The sequence below is a fragment of the Novosphingobium sp. GW835-FHT14H07 genome, from assembly GCF_058793515.1.
In genome coordinates this window covers 94,731-112,815 of record NZ_JBXAFX010000004.1, presented here as the reverse complement: position 1 = coordinate 112,815, position 18,085 = coordinate 94,731, and the positions used below count along the sequence as shown (strand labels likewise).

The window sequence follows — 18,085 nt, the reverse complement described above, 5'->3', positions numbered from 1 at the left end:
GGGGCAATCGCGGTTATCAGGCTTTTGATGGGAAACTTGCTGATCTTCGGAATGGGTTACACCGCGCAGGTGATTGCGGCGCGGCTGCGGGCGCAGGGCTGGACGGTGCGGGGCACGGGCAGCGCAGGCGATATCGCCTTTGGTGACAAGGCCTTGATCGAGGCCACGCTGGCACGGGCAACGCACGTGCTGTCCTCCGTTCCACCCCTGCGAGAGGGCGGCGATCCGGTATTGCAGGCCTATGGCGGGGCGATTGCTGCCGCGCCGCTCGAGGCCATCGGCTACCTGTCTTCGACCGGCGTCTATGGCGATGCGGGCGGGGCCTGGGTGGACGAAAGCTCAGGGGTCGGCACTGGCAGGCGTTCGGCGCGGACGCAGGCGGACCTCGACTGGCAGGCGCTATCGCCCAAGGTGCGGGTGTACCGCCTGCCCGGCATCTACGGGCCGGGGCGCAGTGCGTTGGAGCGGGTGGCCGAGGGCAAGGCGCATCGCATTGATATTCCCGGGCAAGTGTTCAGCCGCATCCATGTCGACGACATTGCCAGCGGCGTCATCGCGGGGTTTGCCGGGCCTGCCGGCGTCTACAACCTCGCCGATGATCTACCCTGCAGCCAGAACGCGGTGATCGAGGAGGCAGCGCGGCTGCTGGGCGTTGCGCCGCCGCCGATGCAATCGCTTGAGGAGGCGAACCTTTCGCCGATGGCTCTGGCGTTCTATGCCGAGAACCGGCGCGTGGCGAACGGCAAGGCCAAGCGGCTGCTCGGGTGGAAGCCTGCCTATCCGACCTATCGCGATGGGCTGCGGGCCCTTAGCGCCAGCACGAGGCCGAGCATCGCCAGTGCCGAGCCAGCAAGCGCCAGAACCGACCAGCGATAGCCTTCGAACGCGGTGGAAAGCAGCATCGCGACGACCGGCACCAGCACGCCGTTGTAGGCCCCGCGCCCTGCGCCGAGGCGCTGAAGCAGGCGGAAGTAGAGCGGGAAGCTGACCACTGAGCCGATCAGACCAAGGTACAGCACGCCAAAGATGTAGCCGGGACGCATGTCGAACTGCGGCGGACCCTCGACGGCCCACGCGAAAGCTCCGTCCATGGCCGCGCCGAACAGCATTGCCCAGGCCAGCATGGGGATCATCGGCGTGCCGCGGGCCATGGGGCTGGCCTGCAACACGTTGGCGGACGAAGCGCTGAACAGCGCGGCGGTGGTGAGGGCAATGCCGGTCAGGACTTGTCCCTCGGGCGGGGCCATGCGGTATTCGTGCAGCAGCAGGAGGGCGATGCCCGCCCCCGCCACCGCCGATCCGACGAGGAAGCCGCGCGTCACCGGCTGCTTGAGCACGATCCAAGCAAGCAGCGAATTGGGCACAATCAGCAACGCGAAAAACACCGCGACGATGCCCGAGGTGAGGTGATGTTCAGCGCGGTACACGAATTGGAAGTTCATGACGAACTGAAGCAGGCCCAGCAGCGCTGCGACTTTCAGCGTGCTGTCCGAAACGCGCAAGGATTCGCGCCGGACCAGCGCAAGCGCCGCCATGCCGATGGCGGCTGCGGTAAAGCGCCAGGTCACCGACCAGCTTGGCGGCACGCTGCCGATCTGGTCCTTGATCACCAGCCAGGTCGAACCCCAGATCAACGCGACGAGGAAGAACGGCCCGGCAACGTCCCATTGCCAGAACTTCGCCTGTCCGGGCAATTCGTGTCCCGCTTGTCCCGTCTCGGTCACAGCGCGGAGATGGCGCGGGCAAGCGCGGAGGCGTGGGCCGGGTCGGTGTTCCAGGCGGTGACAAGGCGCGCGGCGCCCGGGGCACCTTCGGGTGCCGTCCAGTCGTAGAAGTCGAAGCCCTGCGCGCGCAGTGTCGCTTGCTCGGCCGGCGAAAGTACCACGAAGATCTCGTTCGCTTCGACGGCATGGAACACGCGCGATCCGCAGGCCTGCGCGATTTCCTGCGCGGCGGCATTGGCGGCGCGCGCATTGTCGAGCCACAGGTCATTTTCGATCATGGCGAGGACCTGCGCGGCAAGGTAGCGACCCTTCGATTGCAGGTGCCCGGCGCGCTTGCGGCGGTAACGGACAACATCGGCAAGTTCCATGTCGAAGAATACCAGCGCCTCGGCGTTCATGCCGCCATTCTTGACGCAGCCGAAGGTCAGCACGTCGACGCCGGCCTGCGCAGTGACTTCGGCCGGGTGGCAGCCCAGATGCGCAACGGCATTGGCAAAGCGCGCCCCGTCCATGTGCAGGCCAAGGCCGCGCCCTTGCGCCAGCGAGCCGATGCGGGCGACTTCCTCTGGCGTATAGACGCGGCCATATTCGGTGGCCTGCGTGATCGATATGGCGTGCGGCTGGACCTGGTGTACGTCGTTGCGGATGGGGTCGATCACGCGCTCGATCGCCTGCGAGGTCAGCTTCGCGCCTTCGCCCTCGGCCAGCATCAGCTTGGCACCGTGGGTATAGAAGCCGGGCGCGCCGCCTTCGTCCATCTCGATATGCGCCTCGCGGTGGCAGACCACGCCGCCGTGGGGTGGCACCATCGCGGCGAGCGCCAGGCAGTTGGCCGCTGTGCCGGTGGCGACCCACAGCGCGGTGCATTCGGTGCCGAAAAGCTCGGAGAAAGCCTCGTCCATGCGCTGCGAGAGGGCATCGCCGTCATAGCCCGAATCGGGCGCATCGGCGGCACGCATGGCATCCCAGACCGCGGGGTGGACAGCGGCGGTGTTGTCGGAGAGAAATTTCATCGGAAACCGCAATGTCGGGAGCGGCGTTTCGGGTCAAGCAGTCACAAAAGGACAGGAAGCACAATGGCCGACGTCAGCATCACTCATCTCGATCAGGGCGCGCGCGGGGAATACCACGCCAAGGTCGAAGGCAGCGACGCAATCGGGCGGCTGACGTATCAGCGGAACGGTGACGTGGTGGTGGCCGACCATACTCTGGTGCCCACCGAAATCGGCGGTCGCGGGGTGGCGGGCGAACTGGTCAAGGCGCTGGTGAAAGACGCGCGGCAGTTCGGCTTCAGGATCGTGCCACAGTGCAGCTATGTGGAAGCGGCGTTTCGCCGCCATCCGGAGTGGGCCGACCTCAGGGCCTGATCAGGCTATCCTCGGCAGGGACAGCATGGCGGCTAGGCCGCTGTCCTGCCACTCGATGCTGAACGTGCCTCCGCGGGCGGCGCAGATCCGCTCGATCAGGGTCAGCCCCTGTCCGCCCGAGCGTGTTCTGGCGACCACAGGGCGATCGGACTGTTCCTGCCAGACGATAACGTGGCGCGTCTCCAGTCCCTCGCCTTCAGTGCGCGCGTCAAGCGCGATGCTGCCACCGTGCCCGATGGCACCGTGCTTGGTGGAATTGACGGTCAACTCCCCCACGACCAGCGAGATCACGTCGGCCTCCCGCCGATCAACCTCCTGGCTGGCGGCGCAATCAAGCTCGACCCGCGTGCCCTGTGCCGTGCGAAAGGGGAGAATCAGCGTGGAGAGCAGATCATGCAGGTCGGATTGGTCGGTCTCGCCGTCAAACAGGGTCTGTGCGGTGGCAAGGGCCGAGATCCGCGCGACCATGTCGCTGGCAAACTCCGTGTGGGTCTCGTTTCCGCGAGCAACCGTGCGCAACATGGCGCAGACCATGGCGAAGCTGTTCTTCAGCCTGTGGCGCATTTCCGACAGCAGGATCTTCAGCGCCTCGCGATCGGCATGCAGCTGGCTGACGTCGCGCGAGATGGAGATGTAGCCGGCGTGTTCGCCATCAGGGGCGCGAACCGCGGAAAGGCTGACTTCCCACCAGCGAGGCGTGCCCTTGGCGGTGGGGCAGAACGCCTCGAGGCGCACGACGCCGCCTGCGCTGGCGTCGGCCAGGGCAGAACGGATCACCGGGCGGGCATCCTCCGGCCAGAGTGCCGCCCACTCCTGACCGCTAAGTAAGTCGAAGTCCTCGATTTCCATCGCGCAAAGGCCGTTGGGATTCATCCACAACAAGTTGCCCTGCGGATCGACCAGCTTTACGCAATCGGTGCTCTGTTCAAGGACGTGGGACAGGCTTTCAGGAGAGAGTTCTGCTCTAGACAGCATCCGGGAGCCCCCACGCGCGTTCAATACAGCATAAAGCCGCAGCGCTACGGCAGGTTCCATATATCAAAAGTAAGTTTTTGCGGCAGACCATGCTGTGTCTGCGGGGAAATGGTGCTGCTGGGGAGGATTGAACTCCCGACCTCAGCCTTACCAAGGATGCGCTCTACCACTGAGCTACAGCAGCACACCATTTCCGCTTGGCCACTTCTCACCGGCGAACCGGCGGGGTGGGCAGGGGCGCGCTAATGACGGGGGCATGACCCTTTGTCAAGCGACGTTCCGGCGCAATGCCTTCAAGTCTTGCAGTTGGTCGGCGATACCGGCAATCGGGTGCCATGAACGATGCAAAAACCCCGATGACGCGCGAAGAGCGGCTGGCGGCGCGGCTGCGCGAGAACCTCAAGCGCCGCAAGGCACAGGCACGTGCCATGGGATCTGCCAGCGGATCCGAGTCCGAATCGCCCGATTCGCCGGAAACCGGGCTTTCCAATTCGGCCGCCTGACGCTAGGGGCGCGGTTCCTTCTTAAAGTCAGTTACAGGATGCCCTGATGCCCCGCCTGATCCTGATTCGCCACGGCCAGTCGCAGTGGAACCTCGAGAACCGCTTCACCGGCTGGTGGGACGTCGACGTGACCGAGAAGGGTGCGGCCGAAGCCTTCGCCGCAGGCAAGCTGCTCAAGGACAAGGGCGTGCTGCCGACGCTGGCCTTCACGTCGCTGCAGACCCGCGCGATCAAGACGCTGCATCTGGCGCTTGAGGCTGCCGGCCGTCTGTGGGTGCAGGAAGACAAGGACTGGCGCCTGAACGAGCGGCACTATGGCGGCCTGACCGGGCTCGACAAGGCCGAGACCGCGGCCAAGCATGGCGACGATCAGGTCAAGGTCTGGCGCCGCAGCTTTGACGTGCCGCCGCCGGTGCTGGAAGCAGGCAGCGAATTCGATCTGTCGTCCGACCCGCGCTATGCCGGGATCGCGGTGCCTTCGACCGAAAGCCTCAAGGATACCATCGCGCGCGTGCTGCCGTGCTGGGAAGAGAAGATCGCGCCTGCGCTGCGTGCCGGTGAGACGGTTATCGTCTCGGCCCACGGCAATTCCTTGCGCGCGCTGGTCAAGCACCTGTCCGGCATTTCGGACGAGGACATCACCGGCCTCGAGATTCCGACCGGCCAGCCGATCGTCTATGAACTCGACGACAACCTTGCCGAGATCGAACGCTATTACCTCTCGGAGCGCTGAGCGCTTCGGCAAGCCTGAAGGGGGCAGGGGAGATGACTGACAAGCCTTTGGTCGCCATCGTCATGGGCAGCCAGTCCGACTGGGAGACGATGAAGAACGCCTCTGCCGTGCTGGAAAAGCTCGGCGTGGCACATGAATGCCGCATCGTCTCGGCGCACCGCACGCCCGATCGGCTGGTGAGCTTTGCCAAGGGCGCGCATGCCGAAGGCTTCAAGGTGGTGATCGCCGGCGCTGGTGGTGCGGCGCACCTTCCGGGCATGGTCGCTTCGATGACCCATCTGCCGGTGCTGGGCGTGCCGGTCGAATCCAAGGCGCTGAAAGGCATGGATTCGCTGCTGTCGATCGTGCAGATGCCGGGCGGCATTCCGGTCGGGACGCTGGCCATCGGCGTGCCGGGCGCGACCAATGCGGGCATTTTTGCAGCGTCGATCCTGGCGACGTCTGACGCGGCGCTGGCCGAGCGGCTGATTGCCTTCCGCACCGCGCAGACCGATTCGGTGGCGGAGCGGCCGGTCTGATGATCCCCCCCGGCGAGACGATCGGCATCCTCGGTGGCGGCCAGCTGGGCCGGATGATTGCGCTGGCGGCGGCGTACCTGGGGTATCGCTGCCACGTCTATGCGCCGGAAGCGGATTCGATTGCCGCCGATGTCTGCGCCGCATTCACGCAAGGCGAGTACGACGACGAGCCGGCGCTGGCGGCATTCGCTGCACAATGCGCGGTCGTGACCTACGAGTTCGAGAACGTGGCGGCAACGCCTCTGGCGGCAGTGACGGCCCATGCGCCGCTCCATCCTCCGGCCAGGGCGCTGGAAGTGGCGCAGGACCGCGTGAACGAGAAGTCGTTCGTCGAAGCACTCGGCGGGCGGCCTGCTCCCTGGGCCAAGGTCGATTCGATGGAGGACTTGCGCGCGGCGGTGGCCAGTATCGGCGCGCCGGGGATCCTCAAGACACGGCGCGATGGCTATGACGGCAAGGGCCAGTGGCGGATCGTGCAGGCTTCTGATGCCGAGGCCGTTGAACTGCCCGGCAAGCCGTTGATCTACGAAGGCTTCGTGACCTTCGACGCTGAGTTCTCGGTGATCCTCGTGCGCACGGAAGCGGGCGAAGTGCGCTTCTGGGACAGCGCCGAGAACGTGCACAAGGGCGGCATTCTGGATCGCTCCACCGTACCTGCATCGCCGGTCATTCTGGCGCAAGTGGAAGAGGCGCGGGCGCTGGCGGCGAAGGTGGCCGATGCGCTGGGCTATGTCGGCGTGCTGACGCTGGAGTTCTTTGCGACGGCTGACGGCCCGGTGTTCAACGAGATGGCGCCGCGCGTGCACAATTCCGGACACTGGACCATCGAGGGCGCGCTCACCAGCCAGTTCGAGAACCACGTGCGCGCGATCTGCGGGCTGCCGCTGGGCTCGACCGCGCTGGCGGCCAAGGGCGTGGTCATGGACAACCTGATTGGTGACGATGCGCACGATTGGCCCGCGATCCTGTCCGACCCTGCCAACCACCTGCACCTTTACGGCAAGGCGGCGGTGCGGCCCGGGCGCAAGATGGGCCACGTGACGCGGCTGGTGCTGTGAGCGCAATCAGGGCTGGGCTGTTCCTGATCTATGCCCGCGCCGACAACGGCGTGATCGGCAAGGACAATGGCCTGCCGTGGCGCCTGCCCGCCGATCTCAAGCGGTTCAAGGCGCTGACCCTTGGCAAGCCGATGATCATGGGGCGCAAGACCTTCGAGAGCCTGCCAGGGTTGCTGCCCGGACGTCGCCACATCGTGCTGACGCGCGATGCCGGTTGGAACGCCGAAGGTGCCGAAGTGGCGACGAGCGTGGAGCAGGCTCTGACGCTGGCGGGTGAGGGCGAGGTTGCCGTCGTCGGCGGGGCGGAGATGTACCGCCTGTTCATGCCCCTTGCCGAACGGGTGGAATTGACGGAAGTACGTGGGCTGTTCGAGGGTGATACCGTGATGGAGCCGCTCGGACAGGAGTGGACAGAGGTATCGCGCGAAGTGCATCCGGCGCAGGCTGAGAGACCCGCTTTCGATTTCGTCACGTACGCCAGGGCGGACGCATGATTCGTCTCGACAGTCTGCAGCCGGTTCCGGAAGCGATGCGTGGCGGGATTGTCGCGCTGGGCAATTTCGACGGGTTTCATCTTGGCCACCAGGCGGTGGTGGGTGAGGCGATCCGTTGGGCCAAGGCGGAAGGGCGTCCGGCGATCGTAGCGACGTTCGATCCGCATCCGGTGCGCCATTTCAAGCCCGATGCCGAGCCGTTCCGCCTGACCACGCTCGACCAGCGGCAGGAGCTGTTCGGTGCGGCGGGGGCAGATGCCATGCTGGTGATCCACTTCGGCGCGGACGTTGCCGGGATGACCGCGCTCGAATGGATCGAGGCGGGGCTGGTCGGGCATCTTGGCGCGGTCGGCGTGGTGACGGGCGAGGACTTCACCTTCGGCAAGGGCCGCAGCGGCAATGCGCAAGTGCTGCGCCAAGAGGGGCCGCGCTTTGGCCTGACGGCGCGCGCGGTGGGGCCGGTCACGCTGGAGGGCGAGGTCGTCTCATCGAGCCGCATTCGCGAGGCTTTGAAATCAGGCGACTGCGAGACGGCGACGAAGCTGCTGACGCGGCCATTCGCGATCCGTGGCATGGTTCAGCATGGCGACAAGCTGGGCCGCACGATCAATTTCCCCACCGCCAACCTCGACATCGGCATGTATCTGCGTCCGCGTTACGGCATCTATGCGGTGACGGGGCGCCTGCCTGACGGGTGCGTGCTCAAAGGCGCGGCGAACCTTGGAATCCGCCCGACGTTCGATCCGCCCAAGGAGCTGCTCGAGCCGCACTTCTTCGATTTCTCGGGCGATCTCTACGGGCAGGAGATCGAGGTGGCGTTCCACCACTTCCTGCGGCCCGAGGCGAAGTTCGATGGCCTTGAGGCGCTGGTGGCGCAGATGGGGCGGGATTGCGACGAGGCGCGGCGGTTGCTGGCTTAGGGCAATCGCTCGGCGGGATAGGGCGTGCCATCCTTGTGGAAGTATCCATCGGCGCTGAATGTCATGTCGATATCGGAATAGGCACCCCCGCCATCGCGATCACCCCCGCTGATGCAGACAAACACGCAATCGTTCGCGCTTTCGTTGATCAGGTGGTGGCCGTTTTCGATGCCTTTGGCCCATGCCACGACATTGCCGGGGCGGATTACGGTGCGACCGTTATCCTCGACCAGCACGGCTTCGCCCGCGATCATCACCAGCAACTCATCCTCGTCGCGATGCCAATGGCGCTGGCTTGACCAAGCGCCGGGCTTGAGCACGACATGGCTTGCGCCGAAATCGGTGAGACCTGCGGCTGGAGCGAGCCTGCGCCACCAGCGGCCTTCGACCGCAGCATCGAATGGAGCCGGGTAGCCGGTCGCATTGCTCTGCGGAATGGCTTCGAGATCGATCTTGGGCATGGGGTAGCTCCTGCCTGACACTTCCGCCGACGATAGCGAGATGGCCGAAGTCTCGCCACTTCCCCAACGCGCGCAATTGCTCTAGTGCCCGCCGGTCATGACCGAGCAACGCGACTACCGCCCGACTGTCTTCCTGCCGAAGACCGATTTCCCGATGAAGGCTGGCCTCCCCCAGAAGGAGCCGGTCATTCTTTCGCGCTGGCAGGATGAGGGGATTTACCGGAAGCTGCGCGAGGCGCGCGCCGGTCGCGAGAAGTTCATCCTCCATGACGGCCCGCCCTATGCCAATGGCGACATGCACATCGGCCATGCGCTGAACCATATCCTCAAGGACATGGTCTGCCGCACCCAGTCGCTGCTGGGCAAGGACGCGCCCTATGTGCCCGGCTGGGACTGCCACGGCCTGCCCATCGAGTGGAAGGTCGAGGAAGAGTACCGCAAGAAGAAGAAGAACAAGGACGAGGTTCCGCCGAAGGAATTCCGCGCCGAATGCCGCGCCTATGCCCAGAAGTGGGTCGACGTGCAGCGCGAGCAGCTGAAGCGCCTTGGCATCAATGGCGATTGGGACAACCCCTACCTGACGATGGACAGCCAGGCTGAGGGCACCATCGTGCGCGAACTGCTGAAGTTTGCCGAAAGCGGCCAGCTCTATCGCGGGGCCAAGCCGGTGATGTGGAGCCCGGTCGAAAAGACCGCGCTGGCCGAGGCCGAGGTGGAGTACGAGGATATCGTCTCGACCCAGATCGATGTGGCGTTCGAGATTGTTGAGTCGCCGATTGCGGAACTGGTCGGCGCGCATGCGGTGATCTGGACGACGACCCCGTGGACGATCCCGGTGAACCAGGCTTTGGCTTATGGGCCTGAGGTTGAGTATGTTGCATACACAATCGCCGTTTCAACATCTGGAGGTCGTTGGGACGTCATTGTCGCAGAGCCTTTGTTGCGTGATTTCATTTGTCGTTTGTGGGAAGGCAAGGACGTCTGGGGCGATCAAGATCCTCTGACTAATGTTACTTGGCGCGGCAAAGGCTCCGACCTCGCCGGAACCATCTGCCGCCACCCGATGCACGCGCTCGGCGGGTTCTTCGCCAAGCCGCGTCCTATGCTTCCCGGCGACTTCGTCACCACCGACAGCGGCACCGGGCTTGTCCACATGGCGCCCGATCATGGCGAGGACGACTTTGCGCTGTGCAAGGCGCACGGGATCGAGCCGGTCTTCGCGGTGCAGGGCGATGGCAAGTATCGTGAGGACTGGGGCTGGCTCGGCGGGCAGGGATCGGTCATCAACCCCAAGTTCAACGCGCCCGATGGGCCGATCTGTTCGGACCTGCGCGAGGCGGGCGGGTTGCTGGCGGCGTCTGCCGACTACAAGCATTCCTATCCGCATTCGTGGCGTTCGAAGGCCAAGGTGATCTATCGCTGCACGCCGCAGTGGTTCGTGCCGATGGATCGCGAGGCCGAGGGCGGCACGCTGCGCGAGAAGGCCACCAAGGCCATCGCCGACACCCGCTTCGTGCCCGAAAAGGGCCGCAATCGCATCGGCGCGATGGTTGAAGGCCGCCCGGACTGGGTGCTGTCGCGCCAGCGCGCGTGGGGCGTGCCAATCACGCTGTTCGTCGATCGCAAGACCGGCCAATACCTCAACGATCCCGACGTCAACGCGCGCATCGTCGCCGCGGTCATGGCCGAGGGCGTGGATGCGTGGGACGAGGAGCGGGCGCAGGAGTACCTGGGCGACAAGTACAAGCTCGAGGACTACGAGCGCGTCACCGACATTCTCGACGTGTGGTTCGATTCCGGCTCCACCCATGCCTTCGTGCTGGAATCCGGGCGCTGGCCCGATCTGCTGCGTCCCGAAGGCTGGACCGGCCCGCGTGCCGACCTCTACCTTGAAGGGTCGGACCAGCATCGTGGCTGGTTCCAGTCGTCCTTGCTCGAATCCTGCGCAACGCGCGGCCATGCGCCCTACAAGGGCGTGCTGACGCACGGGTTCACCATGGACCAGAAGGGCATGAAGATGTCCAAGTCCCTGGGCAACACGATCAGCCCGATCGACCTGATGCGCGATTACGGCGCGGATATCCTGCGGCTCTGGGCGCTCTCGGTCGATTTCACCGAGGACCACCGCATCGGCAAGGAAATCCTCCAGGGCGTTGCCGACCAGTACCGCAAGCTGCGCAACACCTATCGCTACCTGCTGGGCGCGCTGGACGGTTTCAGCGAGGCCGAGCGGCTGCCGGTTGCGGAGATGCCCGAGCTGGAGCAGTACATGCTCGGCCTGCTCGGCAAGCTGGACGCCACGCTGAAGCAGGCGGTCGAGGACTTCGACTACAACACCTATGTCCGCGCGCTGACCGATTTCTGCAACGAGGACCTTTCGGCGTTCTTCTTCGATATCCGCAAGGATTGCCTCTACTGCGACGCACCTTCGGACCCGAAGCGCCGCGCCTATCGCACCGTGCTCGACACGTTGTTCCACGCGCTGGTCCGCTATGGCGCGCCGGTGCTGGTGTTCACGGCTGAGGAAGTGTGGCAGTCGCGCTATCCGGGTAGCGACAGCGTGCATTTGCTGGAATGGCCTGAGGTGCCTGCCGTTTCGGTGGACGAAGCGCGCTGGAGCAAACTTCGCGCGCTGCGCCAGACGGTGAACGAAGCCATCGAGCCGCTGCGCCGCGAAAAGGTGCTGGGCTCCGGCCTCGAAGCGGTTGTGACCGTGCCGGAAGGCGCGCCGGAGGCTGATCTGGCAGAGCTGTTCATCACCGCGACAGTCAATCGCGGGCAGGGCAGTCACGTGATTGTCACCCGTTCCACCGACCACAAGTGCGGCCGTTGCTGGCGCCTGCTTCCGGAAGTCACGGAAGACGGAGCGCTGTGCGATCGTTGCGACGAGGTCGTGATGGCCATTGACGCAGGTGCAGCGGCCTGATGCTGACCCGTCCGCGCATCGAGGGCCTGGGCCTGGCGCTGCTGGTTGCTGTGGTCGACCGGATCGTCAAGGCGGTCATGGTGGGCCCGCTGATGCTGCGCGATCTGGGGGTGATAGACCTGCTGCCGTTCTTCGACCTGCGCTATGCCGAGAACTATGGCGTTTCGTTCGGCATGTTCACGGCAACGTCGATGGAGATGCGGTACGGTCTGATCATCGTGACGGCACTGATTGCGCTGGGCGTGACGGTGTGGATGCTGCGCGAGACCTTGCGCGGTGACATTCTTGCGCTTGGGCTCGTGCTGGGCGGGGCGCTGGGCAATATCTATGACCGGCTGACCTTGGGCTATGTGATCGACTATGCCGACCTGCACATCGGCGAATGGCGGCCTTTCGCCATCTTCAATCTGGCCGACGTGGCGATCACGTTCGGTGTCCTGATACTGCTTGCCCGCTCGTTCAAATCGCGCGAAAAGCCAAACGATAGCGGCGACCATACCGCCACGGAGAATGCATGATGCGTAAAGCTGCCGCCCTTGCCCTTGTCGTCTCGGCGGCGACTCTTCTGTCGGCCTGCGGTGGCGGCGGTTCGCTGTTCAACCGTGACCGTCCTGACGAAATGGCCGTGACGCGCGCCGCGCCGCTGGTCGTGCCGCCCGATTTCGCGCTGACCCCGCCGAGCCCCGGCGCGCCGCGTCCGCAGGATTCGGAAACCGGCAAGCAGACGCTGGAAACCCTGTTCGGCGGTCCTTCGGCACGTTCCAGCGTGGAGACCGACGCGCTCAACCGTGCGGGTACCGCAGCAGCCTCGATCCGTTCGACCGTGGGTGATCCGGCAACGCAGACCGTGGCCAAGGGCCAGGTCGTGCGCGACATCCTTGCCGCGCCGGAAGGTGACGGTCAGGCAGCGTCCGCTTCGATCCCGGGCTGAGCTTCGGCCCGAGCCCGATGCGAAAGCCCCGCTGTGGCGGGGCTTTTTGCGTCAGAACAGGGTTTCCTGGAGGCGCCAGTCTATCGCGCCGCGCCCATGGGCCTGAAGGAAGGCATTGGCCTGGCTGAAGGGTTTCGATCCAAAAAAGCCCTTGTAGGCCGAAAGCGGGCTGGGGTGCTGGGCCTTGAGCACGAGATGCGGGCCGCTCCGCAGCGCGGCGATGCGCGCTGCCTTCTTCTGCGCATGGCTGCCCCACAGCATGAAGACGGTGGGCTCGGGCCGCGAGGCGACGGCTTCGACTGCGGCATCGGTGAGCAGTTCCCAGCCCTTGCCCTGATGCGAGCCAGCGTTTGCTGCCTCGACTGTCAGCGCATTGTTGAGCAGGAGCACGCCTTGCTGCGCCCAGCGCGTGAGATTGCCGTGGCCTGCGCGCGGGATGCCAAGGTCGGCTTCGAGTTCCTTGTAGATGTTCACGAGGCTTGGCGGAATCTTGACGCCACGCCGGACGGAGAAAGCCAGACCGTGCGCCTGTCCCGGACCGTGGTACGGGTCCTGCCCGAGGATGACCACGCGCACCTGATCGAGCGGCGTCAGCTCCAGCGCGGCGAGGCGCGCATCGCGCGGTGGATAGATCTCCTTGCCGATGCGTTCTTCGGCGTCGAGGAAAGCGTCGAGGTCGCGCAAGGGAGGGGATTGCAGGACCGGTTCGAGGCTCGGCAGCCAGCTTTCGGGCAGGGAAATGCTAGTCATGTTCCGGCAAGGTTAGACGGTTAGGAGGCGCGCCCGCAAGCAGGGTTCCGGGATGGGCCAGTGCTTGCTAACAGCGCAGGGCTGTACGGAGTGCTTTGATGAAGATCGCAATGGTTGGCTCGGGCTATGTCGGGCTGGTTTCGGGAGCCTGCTTTGCCGATTTCGGCCACGACGTGGTCTGCATCGACAAGGACGAGAGCAAGATCGAGCGACTGCGCTCCGGCGTCATGCCGATCTACGAACCAGGCTTGGCCGAACTGGTCGCCGCCAACGTCAAGGCCGGGCGCCTGTCGTTCTCGACTGATCTTGCCAGTTCCATCGAAGATGCTGCTGCGATCTTCATTGCAGTCGGCACGCCCTCGCGCCGGGGCGACGGGCACGCCGACCTGACCTATGTCTATGCCGTGGCCCAGGAGCTTGCGGAAAACATCAGGACGCCGACCGTTGTCGTAACCAAGTCGACCGTGCCGGTGGGCACCGGCGACGAGGTGGAGCGGATCATTCGCGAGAGCGGAACCGATGTGAAATTCGCCGTGGTATCCAATCCGGAATTCCTGCGTGAAGGCGCCGCCATCGGCGATTTCAAGCGGCCCGACCGTATCGTCATCGGTGCCGAGGAGGAATGGGCGCGTGGCGTGATGCGCGAGGTCTATCGCCCGCTGTTTCTCAACCGCGCGCCGATCCTGTTTACTTCGCGCCGCAGCAGCGAGCTGATCAAGTACGCCGCCAATGCCTTTCTTGCCACCAAGATCACCTTCATCAACGAGATGGCAGACCTGTGCGAAAAGGTCGGCGGCGATGTGCAGGACGTGGCGCGGGGTATCGGCCTCGACAATCGCATCGGGTCGAAATTCCTGCATGCGGGGCCGGGCTATGGCGGGTCGTGCTTCCCCAAGGACACTCTGGCGCTGCTCAAGACGGCGGAGGATTACAACAGCCCGGTGCGGTTGGTCGAAGCAGTGGTCAAGGTGAACGACAGCCGCAAGCGCGCAATGGGCCGCAAGGTGATCGAGGCGCTGGGCGGCGATGCGCGCGGCAAGCGCGTGGCGCTGCTGGGCCTGACGTTCAAGCCCAACACCGACGACATGCGCGATGCGCCCTCGATCGCGATCGTGCAGACGTTGCTGGATGCGGGGGCCGAAGTTGTGGCCTACGATCCGGAAGGCATGGACGCCGCAGCAGAGATCCTGCCTGAGGTGACCATGGCGGCATCTACATATGCAGCCGTTGCAGGGGCCGACGCGGTTGCCCTTGTCACCGAATGGGATGCGTTCCGCGCGCTGGATTTTGCGCGGGTGAAGAGCCTTATGAACGCGCCGGTGCTGGTGGATCTGCGTAATGTCTATGACCCGACCGAGGCGCGTGCTGCAGGCTTTGCCTACAGCAGCATCGGCCGGGTCTGAGGGGTCAGACCAAGCCTGCCTCGGCGCTGATTGCAGCGTCCTCCTCTTCCACCGGGGGACGCTGAGTGCCCCAGTGGATTGAACTCCACACGCGCTCGTGGAAGTAATAGAGTCCAATCTTGGTAATCACCTCGGTGCCGGCAATGGCCCCGGCAGCCTTCATGCTGCCGGTGAACAGCCAGCCGAGCAAAAACGTATCGATACTGCCCAAGGTACGCCAGCTGATCGCCTTGACGATCGAACGGGCGTGCGCCTCGTGTCCATGAAACAGAATCATTGGCGGTTTCCCTCCCGGCCAGAGACGATTGCTTAAATGGTCGGGGCCCACCCGAGAAGCGCATTCACGATGCGTTCGGCGGCATCTTCGGGCGACTCGGCGGTCGTATCCACGCGGAAGTCGGGAGCCTCAGGCGCTTCGTAGGGGCTGTCGATCCCGGTGAAGTTCTTGAGCTGGCCGGAACGCGCCTTCTTGTAGAGGCCCTTCACGTCACGGGCTTCTGCCACTTCGAGTGGCGTGTCGACGAAGATTTCGACGAACTCGCCGTCGGCCATCAGACTGCGGACCATTTCGCGCTCGGCCCGGAACGGGCTGATGAAAGCGGTGAGCACGATCAGGCCGGCGTCGGTCATCAGGCGGGCGACTTCGCCGACGCGACGGATGTTCTCGATGCGGTCGGCCTCGGTGAAGCCCAGGTCCTTGTTCAGCCCGTGGCGCACGTTGTCGCCATCGAGCAGGAAGGTGTGCTTGCCGAGCGCGTGCAGGCGCTTTTCGACCATGTTGGCGATGGTGGATTTGCCGGAACCGGAAAGGCCGGTGAACCACAGCACCTTGGGGCTCTGATTCTTGAGCGTGGCGTGGGCCTCGCGGCTCACGTCCAATGCCTGCCAGTGCACGTTCTGGGCCCGGCGCAGGCTGAAGTTGAGCATGCCGGCAGCGACGGTGGCATTGCTCATCTTGTCGATCAGCACGAAGCCGCCGAGCGTGCGGCCATCGTTGTAGGCCTCGAAAACGATCGGCTTGTCGGTGGCGATCTCGGCCACGCCAATTGCGTTGAGCTCGAGCGTCTTGGCCGCAAGATGCTCCATCGTGTTGACGTTCACGACGTATTTCGGCTGCTGCACCGTGACCGAGACGGTCTGCGTGGCGAGCTTGAGCCAGTAGGCGCGACCCGGCAGCATGGCTTCGTCGTTGAGCCAGACGAGCGTCGCTTCGAACTGGTCGGCGGCCTGAGGCGGATTGTCGGCAAGGCTGATCACGTCGCCGCGCGAGCAGTCGACCTCGTCGGCCAGGCACAGTGTGACCGACTGGCCTGCAACGCCCTGTTCGAGGTCCCCATCCAGCGTGACGACGCGCGTGACCTTGCTGGTCTTGCCGGACGGAAGGACGCGGATTTCATCGCCCGGCCTGACCGAACCAGTGGCGATCAAGCCGGAGAAGCCGCGGAAATCGAGGTTGGGGCGGTTGACCCACTGCACCGGCATGCGGAAGGGCTTGTCGGCATCGACCGAGGAAAGAACTTCCACGGTTTCAAGGTGATCGACCAGCGTGGGGCCCTGATACCAGGGCGTATTGGCCGAGCGCGTCGTGATGTTGTCGCCCTTGAAGCCGGAGATCGGCATCGCGGTGTAGCTCTCGATCCCGATGGACTTGGCGAATTCCGCATATTCTTTGACGATGGCGTCGAACACTTGCTGGTCGTAGTCAACCAGATCCATCTTGTTCACGGCCAGAACGATATTGCGGATGCCGATCAGGTGGCACAGGTAGGAATGGCGGCGCGTCTGCACCAGCACGCCCTTGCGCGCATCGATCAGGATCACGGCAAGGTCGGCGGTGGATGCGCCGGTGACCATGTTGCGGGTGTACTGTTCGTGGCCGGGGCAATCGGCGACGATGAACTTGCGCTTCTCGGTGTTGAAGAAGCGATAGGCAACGTCGATGGTGATGCCCTGCTCGCGCTCGGCAGCGAGACCGTCGACGAGCAGCGCGAAGTCGATTTCCTGACCTTGCGTGCCGACCTTCTTCGAATCGTTCTCGAGTGCGGCCAGCTGGTCCTCGAAGATCATCTTCGAATCATAGAGCAGGCGCCCGATAAGGGTGGACTTGCCATCGTCCACCGACCCGCAGGTGATGAAGCGCAGCATGGTCTTGTGCTGATGCTGGTCCAGATAGGCGTTGATGTCCTCGGCGATGAGGGCGTCGGTCTGATAGATAACGTCCTGCGTGCTCATCAGAAATACCCCTGCTGCTTCTTCACTTCCATGCCGGCGCCACCGGCATCCTTGTCGATCACGCGACCCTGACGTTCGCTGGTGGTGGTGAGCAGGGTTTCCTGGATCACTTCAGGCAGCGTCTTGGCGGTGCTCTCCACCGCGCCGGTCAGCGGGAAGCAGCCAAGGGTGCGGAAGCGGACCGACTTCATGGTGATTTCGGGGCGATAGCCCAGCACCTTTTCCAGACGCGGAATGTCGTCGGCCATGAACAGCTGGCCCTCCCACTCATAAGTCGGACGCTCGTCGGCAAAGTAGAGCGGGACGATCGGCACGTCGTTGAGGTGGATGTACTGCCAGATATCAAGCTCGGTCCAGTTCGAGATCGGGAACACGCGAATGCTCTCGCCCTTGTTCTTGCGGGCGTTGTAGAGGTTCCACAATTCGGGGCGCTGGTTTTTCGGGTCCCAGCCGTGGCTGGCAGTACGGAAGGAGAAGATGCGCTCCTTGGCGCGGCTCTTTTCCTCGTCACGCCGTGCGCCGCCGAAGGCCGCGTCAAAGCCGTACTTGTCGAGCGCCTGCTTCAACCCTTCCGTCTTCCACATGTCGGTGTGGAGCGCGCCGTGATCGAACGGATTGATGCCCTTCTCGGCAGCTTCGGGATTCTGGTAGATGAGCAGTTCCATGCCGCTCTCGACCGCCATCTTGTTGCGCAGGGCATACATGTCCTGGAACTTCCAGGTGGTATCGACATGCAGCAGCGGGAACGGCGGCGGCGAGGGATAGAACGCCTTGCGGGCAAGGTGCAGCATGACCGCGCTGTCCTTGCCGACGGAGTAGAGCATGACGGGATTGGTCGCCTCGGCGACGACCTCGCGCATGATGTGGATCGCCTCGGATTCAAGGCGTTCTAGATGGGTCAGGGTCTTGGCGTCCAGTGCCACGGCTCTCGCTCCGTAATTGCGTGAGCGTTCCTTGCGCGATTCACCGCGTGTGGTGCGCTCCCATCTGGGAGCATGGCCGCGATACAATACTTTCATGCCGCAAACGCCAACTTGGCGGTCGTGACGGGCCACGTCTTTTCCTCCTTGCACTTGTCTGGGCGGGACTG

The 18,085-nt window shown here is 64.4% G+C and carries 20 protein-coding genes and 1 tRNA gene; 12 read left to right on the top strand and 9 right to left on the bottom strand.

Features of this window, described 5'->3' with window-relative positions; all coding sequences use genetic code 11:
* The first annotated feature begins 27 nt into the window (after window positions 1–27).
* Entirely contained in the window at window positions 28–876 is an 849-nt protein-coding gene (locus AC1Q5P_RS05535; RefSeq protein WP_492518386.1) for a Rossmann-fold NAD(P)-binding domain-containing protein, read from the top strand.
* Here the strand turns inward: AC1Q5P_RS05535 and AC1Q5P_RS05530 are convergent.
* Window positions 786–1,724 carry a DMT family transporter gene (locus AC1Q5P_RS05530; RefSeq protein ID WP_492518385.1) on the bottom strand — a complete coding sequence of 313 codons (939 nt, stop codon included), beginning with the start codon at window positions 1,722–1,724 and terminating at the stop codon, window positions 786–788. The genes AC1Q5P_RS05535 and AC1Q5P_RS05530 overlap by 91 nt on opposite strands.
* Entirely contained in the window at window positions 1,721–2,737 is a 1,017-nt protein-coding gene (locus tag AC1Q5P_RS05525) for a threonine aldolase family protein (RefSeq protein WP_427465597.1), read from the bottom strand. The genes AC1Q5P_RS05530 and AC1Q5P_RS05525 overlap by 4 nt, the downstream gene beginning before the upstream one ends.
* Before the next feature lie 63 nt (window positions 2,738–2,800).
* On the opposite strand from AC1Q5P_RS05525, the gene AC1Q5P_RS05520 reads away from it, so the two are divergent.
* Window positions 2,801–3,091 carry a GNAT family N-acetyltransferase gene (locus tag AC1Q5P_RS05520; protein ID WP_039337238.1) on the top strand — a complete coding sequence of 97 codons (291 nt, stop codon included), beginning with the start codon at window positions 2,801–2,803 and terminating at the stop codon, window positions 3,089–3,091.
* On the opposite strand, the gene AC1Q5P_RS05515 is transcribed toward AC1Q5P_RS05520, so the two are convergent.
* Window positions 3,092–4,066, bottom strand: a complete 975-nt coding sequence (locus AC1Q5P_RS05515) for a PAS domain-containing protein (protein ID WP_492518384.1) — start codon at window positions 4,064–4,066, stop codon at window positions 3,092–3,094.
* 109 nt (window positions 4,067–4,175) lie between these two features.
* Window positions 4,176–4,250, bottom strand: a tRNA-Thr gene (locus tag AC1Q5P_RS05510).
* 151 nt (window positions 4,251–4,401) lie between these two features.
* On the opposite strand from AC1Q5P_RS05510, the gene AC1Q5P_RS05505 reads away from it, so the two are divergent.
* The 6 genes from AC1Q5P_RS05505 to AC1Q5P_RS05480 are packed head-to-tail and all read left to right on the top strand — an operon-like array spanning window position 4,402 to window position 8,292.
* Entirely contained in the window at window positions 4,402–4,569 is a 168-nt protein-coding gene (locus AC1Q5P_RS05505) for a hypothetical protein (RefSeq protein WP_169745743.1), read from the top strand.
* 46 nt (window positions 4,570–4,615) lie between these two features.
* The gene (gene gpmA, locus AC1Q5P_RS05500) at window positions 4,616–5,302 is read left to right on the top strand and encodes a 2,3-diphosphoglycerate-dependent phosphoglycerate mutase (protein ID WP_039337234.1); all 687 of its coding nucleotides are present in this window, start codon (window positions 4,616–4,618) and stop codon (window positions 5,300–5,302) included.
* A gap of 32 nt (window positions 5,303–5,334) precedes the next feature.
* Window positions 5,335–5,820, top strand: coding sequence for a 5-(carboxyamino)imidazole ribonucleotide mutase (gene purE / locus AC1Q5P_RS05495; protein ID WP_492518383.1), 486 nt, complete (start codon window positions 5,335–5,337; stop codon window positions 5,818–5,820).
* On the top strand, window positions 5,820–6,878 hold the full coding sequence (locus AC1Q5P_RS05490; RefSeq protein WP_492518382.1) for a 5-(carboxyamino)imidazole ribonucleotide synthase: 1,059 nt from the start codon (window positions 5,820–5,822) through the stop codon (window positions 6,876–6,878). Before purE ends, AC1Q5P_RS05490 begins: the two co-directional genes overlap by 1 nt.
* Complete coding sequence (locus AC1Q5P_RS05485; protein ID WP_492518381.1) at window positions 6,875–7,372, top strand: dihydrofolate reductase; 498 nt, start codon at window positions 6,875–6,877, stop codon at window positions 7,370–7,372. The genes AC1Q5P_RS05490 and AC1Q5P_RS05485 overlap by 4 nt, the downstream gene beginning before the upstream one ends.
* Window positions 7,369–8,292, top strand: a complete 924-nt coding sequence (locus AC1Q5P_RS05480; RefSeq protein WP_492518380.1) for a bifunctional riboflavin kinase/FAD synthetase — start codon at window positions 7,369–7,371, stop codon at window positions 8,290–8,292. The genes AC1Q5P_RS05485 and AC1Q5P_RS05480 overlap by 4 nt, the downstream gene beginning before the upstream one ends.
* Here AC1Q5P_RS05480 and AC1Q5P_RS05475 read toward each other — a convergent pair.
* Complete coding sequence (locus AC1Q5P_RS05475) at window positions 8,289–8,753, bottom strand: cupin domain-containing protein (RefSeq protein WP_492518379.1); 465 nt, start codon at window positions 8,751–8,753, stop codon at window positions 8,289–8,291. The two genes, AC1Q5P_RS05480 and AC1Q5P_RS05475, sit on opposite strands and share 4 nt — an antisense overlap.
* Window positions 8,754–8,850: 97 nt before the next feature.
* On the opposite strand from AC1Q5P_RS05475, the gene ileS reads away from it, so the two are divergent.
* The 3 genes from ileS to AC1Q5P_RS05460 are packed head-to-tail and all read left to right on the top strand — an operon-like array spanning window position 8,851 to window position 12,610.
* Window positions 8,851–11,679 carry an isoleucine--tRNA ligase gene (ileS, locus tag AC1Q5P_RS05470; protein ID WP_492518378.1) on the top strand — a complete coding sequence of 943 codons (2,829 nt, stop codon included), beginning with the start codon at window positions 8,851–8,853 and terminating at the stop codon, window positions 11,677–11,679.
* Window positions 11,679–12,197, top strand: coding sequence for a signal peptidase II (lspA, locus tag AC1Q5P_RS05465; protein ID WP_427465613.1), 519 nt, complete (start codon window positions 11,679–11,681; stop codon window positions 12,195–12,197). Before ileS ends, lspA begins: the two co-directional genes overlap by 1 nt.
* On the top strand, window positions 12,197–12,610 hold the full coding sequence (locus AC1Q5P_RS05460; RefSeq protein ID WP_427465615.1) for a DUF3035 domain-containing protein: 414 nt from the start codon (window positions 12,197–12,199) through the stop codon (window positions 12,608–12,610). Before lspA ends, AC1Q5P_RS05460 begins: the two co-directional genes overlap by 1 nt.
* Window positions 12,611–12,661: 51 nt before the next feature.
* On the opposite strand, the gene ung is transcribed toward AC1Q5P_RS05460, so the two are convergent.
* Window positions 12,662–13,360 (bottom strand): uracil-DNA glycosylase, encoded by a 699-nt coding sequence (gene ung, locus AC1Q5P_RS05455; RefSeq protein ID WP_492518377.1) that lies wholly within the window; start codon window positions 13,358–13,360, stop codon window positions 12,662–12,664.
* A gap of 98 nt (window positions 13,361–13,458) precedes the next feature.
* On the opposite strand from ung, the gene AC1Q5P_RS05450 reads away from it, so the two are divergent.
* Window positions 13,459–14,763, top strand: coding sequence for a UDP-glucose dehydrogenase family protein (locus tag AC1Q5P_RS05450; protein ID WP_492518376.1), 1,305 nt, complete (start codon window positions 13,459–13,461; stop codon window positions 14,761–14,763).
* A 4-nt stretch (window positions 14,764–14,767) separates the two neighbouring features.
* On the opposite strand, the gene AC1Q5P_RS05445 is transcribed toward AC1Q5P_RS05450, so the two are convergent.
* Genes AC1Q5P_RS05445 through cysD form a run of 3 tightly spaced genes read right to left on the bottom strand, consistent with a single transcriptional unit; the run spans window position 14,768 to window position 18,014 of the window.
* Complete coding sequence (locus tag AC1Q5P_RS05445; protein ID WP_039337221.1) at window positions 14,768–15,040, bottom strand: DUF2061 domain-containing protein; 273 nt, start codon at window positions 15,038–15,040, stop codon at window positions 14,768–14,770.
* 32 nt (window positions 15,041–15,072) lie between these two features.
* On the bottom strand, window positions 15,073–16,995 hold the full coding sequence (gene cysN, locus AC1Q5P_RS05440) for a sulfate adenylyltransferase subunit CysN (RefSeq protein ID WP_492518375.1): 1,923 nt from the start codon (window positions 16,993–16,995) through the stop codon (window positions 15,073–15,075).
* Window positions 16,995–18,014, bottom strand: a complete 1,020-nt coding sequence (cysD, locus tag AC1Q5P_RS05435) for a sulfate adenylyltransferase subunit CysD (protein WP_492518374.1) — start codon at window positions 18,012–18,014, stop codon at window positions 16,995–16,997. The genes cysN and cysD overlap by 1 nt, the downstream gene beginning before the upstream one ends.
* Window positions 18,015–18,085 lie beyond the last annotated feature (71 nt).

What these genes read in the sequence shown, in the direction of transcription:
- AC1Q5P_RS05535 (WP_492518386.1), top strand. Translation starts at nt 28, where the DNA reads ATGGGAAACTTGCTGATCTTCGGAATGGGTTACACCGCGCAGGTGATT.
- AC1Q5P_RS05520 (WP_039337238.1), top strand. Translation starts at nt 2,801, where the DNA reads ATGGCCGACGTCAGCATCACTCATCTCGATCAGGGCGCGCGCGGGGAA.
- gpmA (WP_039337234.1), top strand. Translation starts at nt 4,616, where the DNA reads ATGCCCCGCCTGATCCTGATTCGCCACGGCCAGTCGCAGTGGAACCTC.
- AC1Q5P_RS05525 (WP_427465597.1), bottom strand. Translation starts at nt 2,737, where the DNA reads ATGAAATTTCTCTCCGACAACACCGCCGCTGTCCACCCCGCGGTCTGG.
- ileS (WP_492518378.1), top strand. Translation starts at nt 8,851, where the DNA reads ATGACCGAGCAACGCGACTACCGCCCGACTGTCTTCCTGCCGAAGACC.
- ung (WP_492518377.1), bottom strand. Translation starts at nt 13,360, where the DNA reads ATGACTAGCATTTCCCTGCCCGAAAGCTGGCTGCCGAGCCTCGAACCG.
- AC1Q5P_RS05505 (WP_169745743.1), top strand. Translation starts at nt 4,402, where the DNA reads ATGAACGATGCAAAAACCCCGATGACGCGCGAAGAGCGGCTGGCGGCG.
- AC1Q5P_RS05475 (WP_492518379.1), bottom strand. Translation starts at nt 8,753, where the DNA reads ATGCCCAAGATCGATCTCGAAGCCATTCCGCAGAGCAATGCGACCGGC.
- AC1Q5P_RS05450 (WP_492518376.1), top strand. Translation starts at nt 13,459, where the DNA reads ATGAAGATCGCAATGGTTGGCTCGGGCTATGTCGGGCTGGTTTCGGGA.
- AC1Q5P_RS05490 (WP_492518382.1), top strand. Translation starts at nt 5,820, where the DNA reads ATGATCCCCCCCGGCGAGACGATCGGCATCCTCGGTGGCGGCCAGCTG.
- AC1Q5P_RS05460 (WP_427465615.1), top strand. Translation starts at nt 12,197, where the DNA reads ATGCGTAAAGCTGCCGCCCTTGCCCTTGTCGTCTCGGCGGCGACTCTT.
- cysD (WP_492518374.1), bottom strand. Translation starts at nt 18,014, where the DNA reads ATGAAAGTATTGTATCGCGGCCATGCTCCCAGATGGGAGCGCACCACA.
- AC1Q5P_RS05445 (WP_039337221.1), bottom strand. Translation starts at nt 15,040, where the DNA reads ATGATTCTGTTTCATGGACACGAGGCGCACGCCCGTTCGATCGTCAAG.
- purE (WP_492518383.1), top strand. Translation starts at nt 5,335, where the DNA reads ATGACTGACAAGCCTTTGGTCGCCATCGTCATGGGCAGCCAGTCCGAC.
- cysN (WP_492518375.1), bottom strand. Translation starts at nt 16,995, where the DNA reads ATGAGCACGCAGGACGTTATCTATCAGACCGACGCCCTCATCGCCGAG.
- AC1Q5P_RS05480 (WP_492518380.1), top strand. Translation starts at nt 7,369, where the DNA reads ATGATTCGTCTCGACAGTCTGCAGCCGGTTCCGGAAGCGATGCGTGGC.
- AC1Q5P_RS05515 (WP_492518384.1), bottom strand. Translation starts at nt 4,066, where the DNA reads ATGCTGTCTAGAGCAGAACTCTCTCCTGAAAGCCTGTCCCACGTCCTT.
- lspA (WP_427465613.1), top strand. Translation starts at nt 11,679, where the DNA reads ATGCTGACCCGTCCGCGCATCGAGGGCCTGGGCCTGGCGCTGCTGGTT.